Source organism: Bradyrhizobium sp., from assembly GCF_035570375.1.
Classification (GTDB): domain Bacteria; phylum Pseudomonadota; class Alphaproteobacteria; order Rhizobiales; family Xanthobacteraceae; genus Bradyrhizobium.
Genome location: NZ_DATMLW010000246.1, coordinates 1 through 7,157, shown reverse-complemented (window position 1 = coordinate 7,157; position 7,157 = coordinate 1). Strand labels below are relative to the sequence as shown.

Annotated in this window: 3 protein-coding genes and 1 pseudogene; 1 reads left to right on the top strand and 3 read right to left on the bottom strand. The window is 59.8% G+C overall.

All coding sequences use genetic code 11. The annotated features are described in order from the left end of the window. Nucleotides 1–1,374: hypothetical protein (locus VNX23_RS26960; protein WP_325634615.1), on the top strand; the 1,374-nt coding region annotated here is incomplete at its 5' end. 688 nt (nt 1,375–2,062) lie between these two features. Here VNX23_RS26960 and VNX23_RS26955 read toward each other — a convergent pair. The 3 genes and pseudogenes from VNX23_RS26955 to VNX23_RS26945 form a co-directional block, all read right to left on the bottom strand. Then, nucleotides 2,063–3,076, bottom strand: coding sequence for a hypothetical protein (locus VNX23_RS26955; protein ID WP_325634614.1), 1,014 nt, complete (start codon nt 3,074–3,076; stop codon nt 2,063–2,065). 357 nt (nt 3,077–3,433) lie between these two features. Beyond that, complete coding sequence (locus VNX23_RS26950; protein WP_325634613.1) at nt 3,434–4,705, bottom strand: MFS transporter; 1,272 nt, start codon at nt 4,703–4,705, stop codon at nt 3,434–3,436. A 138-nt stretch (nt 4,706–4,843) separates the two neighbouring features. Further along, nucleotides 4,844–6,592: pseudogene (locus VNX23_RS26945) on the bottom strand (acyl-CoA synthetase); the annotation flags it as partial. Nucleotides 6,593–7,157: the final 565 nt, after the last annotated feature.

Sequence of the window (7,157 nt, the reverse complement as noted above, 5' to 3'; positions counted from 1 at the left end):
GCCCTGCGTCGGGTGTTTGGAGAGGAGACTGGCGGCGAGAATTGGATCGAAACCCTGCCCAGACGAGGCTATCGGTTCATCGGCCCGACCAGCATGCAGGACCAAGGTGCCGCCACCGCTGTGTCGCTGGCCGCGAATTTTGCCATGGCCGCCGGTTCCTCGAACCCCACGCTTCCGGACAGGCCATCTATCGCCATTCTGCCGTTTCAGAACTTCAGCGGGGACCCTGAACAAGAGTACTTCACCGACGGCATGGCCGATGAAATCATCACGGCGCTGTCGCGCTTTCCGTCGCTGTTCGTCATCGCGCGGAGCTCCAGCTTCACTTACAAGGGCCGGGCCGTCGGCGTGAAGCAGGTCGGTCGCGAACTCGGGGTGCGTTACGTGCTCGAGGGGAGCGTGCGCAAGGCAGGAAATCGTGTGCGATTTACCGGGCAGCTCATCGATGTGACAACCGGCGGCCACATTTGGGCGGACCGCTTCGATGGTGCCTTGGAGGACGTATTTGACCTGCAGGATCAGGTGACCGCAAGGGTCGTGGGGGCCATTGAGCCACGGCTCCAACGCGCGGAGATCGAACGCGCGGGACGGAAGCCGACCGGGAGCCTCGACGCCTACGACTATTTCCTGCGCGGGATGGCCAGTTTTCATCTGCACAATAGAGGCAGCCTCTTGGAAGCGGTGCGGCTCTTCGTGCGCGCGACGGAACTCGACCCCAATTACGCCTCTCCCTACGGGATGGCGTCGTGGTGTAGCGGGCTCAGTAAGAACTATGGCTGGATGGTTGATCCCGAGAGTGAGATCGCCGACGCCGTGAGGCTGGCGCGTCGCGCGGTCGCGCTGGGCAAGGATGATCCGACCGCGCTGTGGTCAGGCGCCTTTAGCCTGGCTTATCTGGGTAATGAGGTCGAGGCCGGCGCCGCGTACATCGACCGGGCGTTGGTTCTGAACCCGAATTTGGCGGCGAGTTGGAATGCGAGCGGCTGGGTGCGCATGTACCTTGGCGAGTCAGCCAGCGCTATTGAACATTTCAAGCGAGCTATGCGGCTGAGCCCGCTTGATCCGTTGACCTACTTAGCTTGCGGTGGCATGGCCTTCGCGCATGTCTTTGCCGGTCGTTACGACGAGGCGATTTCCTGGGCGACCAGGGCCCTCCATGAGCAACCGAACTGGGCCACGGCACTGCGGGTGGCAGCGATTGCCAATGCTCTTTCGGATCGGATGGTCGAGGCCCGAGCGGCGATGGCCCGCTTGCGCGAGATCGATCCTGCGTTGAGGCTTGGCAATCTTGACCGGGTAGCGCCGCCGGTCCGGCGGGCGGAGGACCGCGTGCGCTTCATTGAGAGCCTGCGCAAGGCAGGATTGCCGGAGTGACCCGACATCCGGTCCGTCGATGACGCTTCGATATTCCCAACGACATCGCGGTGACCCACGATTTTGCAACGCTTGAAGCATGTGGAATGCTGGCGTAGTTGGCGCGCCGATAATCTGGCTTCCTTGTTATGTCGGTCTACGCAGTTGGACCCCTGCAGCAGTTGATCGTCGCGACCATTGGGTTATTCAGCTTCCGGCAGGCTTAGGATGTAGCTATCGCGCCATTTGGCTTTGGGTCGCGGCACCGTTTCCCCTTATCGTCACAAATCAGGACAGGATAATTGCGTTGGCATCCGATTTGCGTCTCGCCGCGATCTATCCCTTTCGTTATTTTGCTGCGAATGGGGGCTTGGCGTCTTATAGTTTCGACCCAGTCGCGCCGCATCAGGAAGCTGCGTCACATGTCGATCGCATCCTGAAGAGGGAAAAGCCGGGCAACCGTTGACTCGCCCTCAAACCGGCATTCTCTTAGAATATCGAATATCGAGCTTTGGCACGGTGTCGGGCCAGGACTATGATTGGCGGATGAAGCAACATGTCGGCCTCCTTTCTATGTGTTCTGAAAAAGGATGGTCACGTACACCGAGTCCTCGTTACTCAAGGCGCTGCCCGCTGCGTGGTCGGTCAGGTCCCGGCTCTGTGGAGCAATTCCAAGCCTCGCCCTGCCCTCCGGGACTGCCTTGAAGCCTCACATTCTCACGAGCGGCGCACCGTTCATGGCCTGCATGAACACAAATCCCATGAGCAAGACGTACCCTGCGGAGACGGCAACAACGGCTGTCGGCTTCGCTCGTCTGGGCAGACCTTTCAGCCGATCGATGAGCCAGCCTGCTATCGGCAAAATCTGTAATGCGTGGATACCCAAGAAGTGCGCGACCCTGAAATCGCCCCCCGTGGTGCTCCAGTTGAGCACCGGCAGCCCGGGACCTCCAGGCGCAACGCCCACTACACTCTGTCCTTGCGCCACCATCACCCCCCCGATGGCGGATCCTGCAAGAAAAAGGAAAAGCCCGAATGCGATTCCGAGTTGAGATGACCGCGAGACATCGTACCTGACCTGTATAGCGAAGATTAGCAGGACAAGGACAAAGACGCCATTGAGAGGATCCACTATGTCCATCAGTGAGGAGACGGCGGAGTCGAAGGGCGTGCTGTTGTTGAAGTGTGAGGTCGTACCACGCGCTGCTTGCATGGTGATGCAGGTGATGGCGGTCAAAATGCAGATTGAGACTCCCCAGCCGATGACCTTCTTCCACCACATCGATGCCCGGAGGTAATCCAGCAAAATCACGACCGTCGCGAGATACATAGCCATCGACATCGTAAAATTGAGCGGCTTGATCAGGCGGTAGCGGCCTCCCACTTGCACAGTATCAAATGGCAAAAGAACGAGCAGGACGAGCATCAAGAGCAGCTCAAGGTAGATAGCCCAAACGACGACATTCGTCGCACCGTTGCGTCGATGTAGTTCGTACCAGCTGCGGACGTCCTCTTTCAGTCGATGGATCGCCTTGCTGAAGGTTTTCGTGGGGACGCTCTCGCTCGGGCGGCGATACCGGGACGAAGTGCTGCCTCGCGATCCTTGCTTGAGGAAGAGCTCGGAGCCAACTTCGCCGGACGCTAGCACCGCGGCGTGCTCGCCGAGGGCCTCGAGCGGGCGCGAGTAATTCTTCGGGGTGATGACGAAGGTCTGCTTGCTCATGATGATCCCTTCTTTCTCTATCGGCTTGATATCGGCCGCCGTCGATTTGGTGTCGTTTGTGTTTGTATGGGAAGCGCGGTACGAACCACCTCGATGCTTCTGGTATCGGCGATTTGCAGGAGCTTGGAGTGCGACGTTCCGCTCGATGCAGGCCCGCTCCGGGAGGTCGCAATCACCGACCGATTTCCTTGCCTCGGCGCACGATCCGCACCATGATCTGAAGCGTCCGCCATCAGGCTGTAGCAGACTGAGCCCGGACCGGCCGGAAGTCATTGAAAAACTTCTTAAGCGTTTCTGAACTGGCGGAAGCAACGTGCATCCTCGGTCCGTTCGGACCTGGAGTGGCAACAAAGATCGTCAGGACGCAATAGCGGCCGCGCTTGCAAACGGACCGCGGCGAGTTTCCGACATCCGCAGGATGACGAGGAATGAAATCACTGCGGTGGCCATGATTAGGAATGCCGGCGCAATTTCGTCACCTGTGCGCTCCACCAACCAGGTGGCTGCTAGCGGGCTCAAGCCGCCAATCACGCCAAGAGACACATTGTAGCCGAGTGCGACGGCCGTGCAGCGAACGCTAGGTGGCGCATACTCGACAATAGCGGCGGGCAGGGCACCGTTGAACAAACCGACGATCAGCACCATGCCGAGCTGTCCCAGTAGGGCCAGTTCGGCGCTGGGATGATGCATTAGCCGCCACAAGGGCAGCGCGGTGGCGAACCCGAGAACCGTTGCCAGTTGCAGAATGGGCCTGCGACCAGCGCGGTCCGACAACCAGCCGCCGGCAATGGTGACCGGCAGCAGGATTACCATGCTGAACGAATTGATCTCGAGCGCGCGTGCGGGCGCAATGCGGTCTGCGATCTGCAACCAACTCACGAGATAAACGAAGCTCAGGTAAAAGCTGACGGAGAGGAACGCCGACAAGCCAGCAATGCGGAGTACGACCCGCCAGTGATCGTGCAGGGTCTCGAAGATCGGGGCTCGTTTGCCCCGCTCCGCCACTACGGTCTCCTGCATATGCCGGCGCAGGACGTAGCCGGCAATGCCCACCACGAGCCCGAACAGGAACGGGATGCGCCAACCCCATGCGTTGAGGGTTTCGGTCGGCATGGCCGCCGCAAAGCATGCACCCAAAGCCGAGCCGAGCAGGATGCCGCCCGAGGCCGCGCACGGCGCCAGCGAACCCATCAGGCCGCGACGGCGTTGAGGCGCGTGCTCGATCAGAAACACCATCGAGCACGTGTATTCCCCTCCGACCGAGAGTCCCTGCACCATGCGTAGCAGGGTGAGTGTGACAGGCGCCGCCAGGCCGATCGTGGCATAGCCAGGTAACAGCGCGACCAGGAAGGTCGATATCGCCATCGCCGCGACCGAAAAGATGAGCGCCCGACGCCGTCCGAAGCGGTCACCGATATGGCCGATCAGCGCGCCGCCCACCGGCCGCATCAGGTAACCAACGGCAAATACGCCGAACGAGGAAAGAAGCTGGGCGACCGGGTCCTGGTGCGGGAAGAAGTGGCGCCCGATCGCAGCCGCGAAGTAACCGTAGATCGCGAAATCGTACCACTCAAGCACGTTGCCGATTATGCCGGCGGCGACGATTCTGTACCTGGACGTGGAATTCATCTCATCGCCCCATTTATCGCCTTCCGAGGGAGGGGTCACAATTTCGAGCGCGCCAGCGACGAAGGAATGTCATAGCGCTGCAGACGCCAAGATGCATTGATTCGCTTTGCTCGCAATTGACGGGTTCGGCGACTCCTCGGCCGAGATCGCCTTGGCGGATTCCACCTGGTTGCGCAGCAGAAATTTCTGGATTTTTCCCGTCGACGTCTTCGGGATCGTGCCGAATACGACCGCCTTGGGCGTCTTGAAGCTGGATATGTGGTTGCGACAATAAGCGATGATCTCGGCTTCGGTCGTCTTGGCGCCTTCCTTTAACTCGATGAAAGCGCAGGGCACTTCGCCCCATTTCGCATCGGGCTTGGCGACGACGCTTGCAAACAGCACAGCCGGGTGCTTGTACAGGATGTCCTCGACTTCCACCGACGAGATGTTTTCCCCGCCGGAGATGATGATGTCCTTGGAGCGATCCTTGATGATGACGTAGCCGTGCTCGTCGAGCACGGCGAGATCGCCGGTGTGAAACCAGCCGCCGGCAAAGGCTTCGTTCGTCGCCTTCTGGTTCTTGAGATAACCTTTCATCACGATATTGCCGCGGAACATCACCTCGCCGATGGTCTCGCCGTCGCGCGGCACCTCGCGCATGGTCTCGGGATCAAGCACGGTGACGGCTTCTTCTAGCGGGTAGGGCACGCCCTGACGCCGCTTCTTCTGCGCGCGCGCTTCCGGCGACAACGCATCCCAGCCCGGCTGCTCGGCGCATACGGAGGCGGGGCCATAGACTTCGGTGAGCCCGTAAACGTGCGTCAGCTTGATGCCGATGCTCTCGGCGCCCTCCAGCACTGCCACCGGCGGCGCGGCGCCGGCGATCAGGCCGACAACCGGTCTTGCCTTGGCGCCCTTGGGTGCGTCGGGTGCGTTAATCATGGTGTTGTAAACGATCGGCGCGCCACACATGTGGGTGACGCCGTGCTTCGGGATCAGCTCAAAGATCTTAGCGGGACCGACCTTGCGCAGGCAGACATTGACGCCGGCAGAGGCGGCCACCGTCCAGGGGAAGCACCAGCCGTTGCAATGGAACATCGGCAACGTCCAGAGGTATATCGGATCGTTTGCGAGAAATTCGGTTGAAAACTCAACATCGGTGTTCCCGTTCATCGTACTTTCTGTCGTACCAATTTCTTGCTTTTTCAAAGATGATTGGGCCGGACGCTGGACGAGGCCCGCTGCGAGAATGTTGCTGACCGCGTTCAGATACGCGCCGCGATGATGGGTCACGACGCCCTTGGGATTGCCGGTCGTGCCTGACGTATAGCTTAGCGCGATGGCGTTCCATTCGTCGTCGGGATAGCGCGGCGCGAAGGAGGGATCGCCCAGCGCGAGCGCCGCCTCATATTCGATCTCGCCGATGCGCTGTCCACCTGTGTACGTCGCATCATCAACATCGATGACAAACGGTTTGGACCCGCTCATCAGCTTAAGCGCCTCATCGATCACGGTTGAAAACTCCGGATCGACCAGGATGATCTTTGCGCCGCCATGGTCAAGCTGGAAGGCGATGGAGGGCGCATCTAGGCGAATGTTGAGTGCATTCAACACCGCGCCCGCCATCGGGACGGCAAAGTGCAGCTCGTACATCGCCGGAACATTCGGCAGCATGGCCGCAACGGTGTCACCGACGCTGATGCCTTTGCTGGAAAGGTAGGAAGCGAAGCGACGACAGCGCCGATATGTCTCGCCCCAAGTGAAGCGGCTGTCTTCATACACCACGCTAGTGTGATTGGGATAGACAGTTGCGCTGCGCGCAAGGAAGCTGACTGGCGTCAGCGGCACGTAGTTCGCCGCATTCTTGTCCAGACCAACATTGTACTGGTTCTGCCTTCCGTTCATCAGCCATCTCCTATCGAAGTACGTCGGCGCTACGGTTCTCTGGCAGCTGGCTAAAGGCGATCTGGAGCCATCTCACCCAAGTGCGGTCACTTTTCGTGCGAGCCGTAAAGCGATCGACGCACTTCCTGGAACAAAGCGGGGTTCGCCACGAGTAGTGTCGGACGAGACCAAACTTGCCATCACAGACTGCGCATCGCGCAGACCTGCCAGATCTAAAACTTTCGGAGCAGTTTGGCATTGTTGTCTCCTCTTGGCTTTATCGCAGTCGTCGATCCTCTTTTTTCCGTCACACTTCCGCACCATGATCGGAGCGTCCGTCGTCGGGCCGTAGCAATCTGAGCCCGGACCGGCCGGAAGTCATGAAACTGCGCTGAAAAACTTCTTAAGCATTTCTGAACTGGCGCTGGATCGGGAGATGGCCGCAACGTACATGCGGAGACGGACACATTGTTCCGCCACGGCCACGCTATGCACATTTGGCGAGATCAGATCACTTCAATCGGATGACCGGTTTGGGTCAAAAGCGCCAAAACCGCGATGACCGCGGCAGGTCCGCTGCTTTGCC

Coding starts and splice junctions, on each gene's coding strand:
- VNX23_RS26950 (WP_325634613.1), bottom strand. CDS start 4,705: ATGAATTCCACGTCCAGGTACAGAATCGTCGCCGCCGGCATAATCGGC.
- VNX23_RS26955 (WP_325634614.1), bottom strand. CDS start 3,076: ATGAGCAAGCAGACCTTCGTCATCACCCCGAAGAATTACTCGCGCCCG.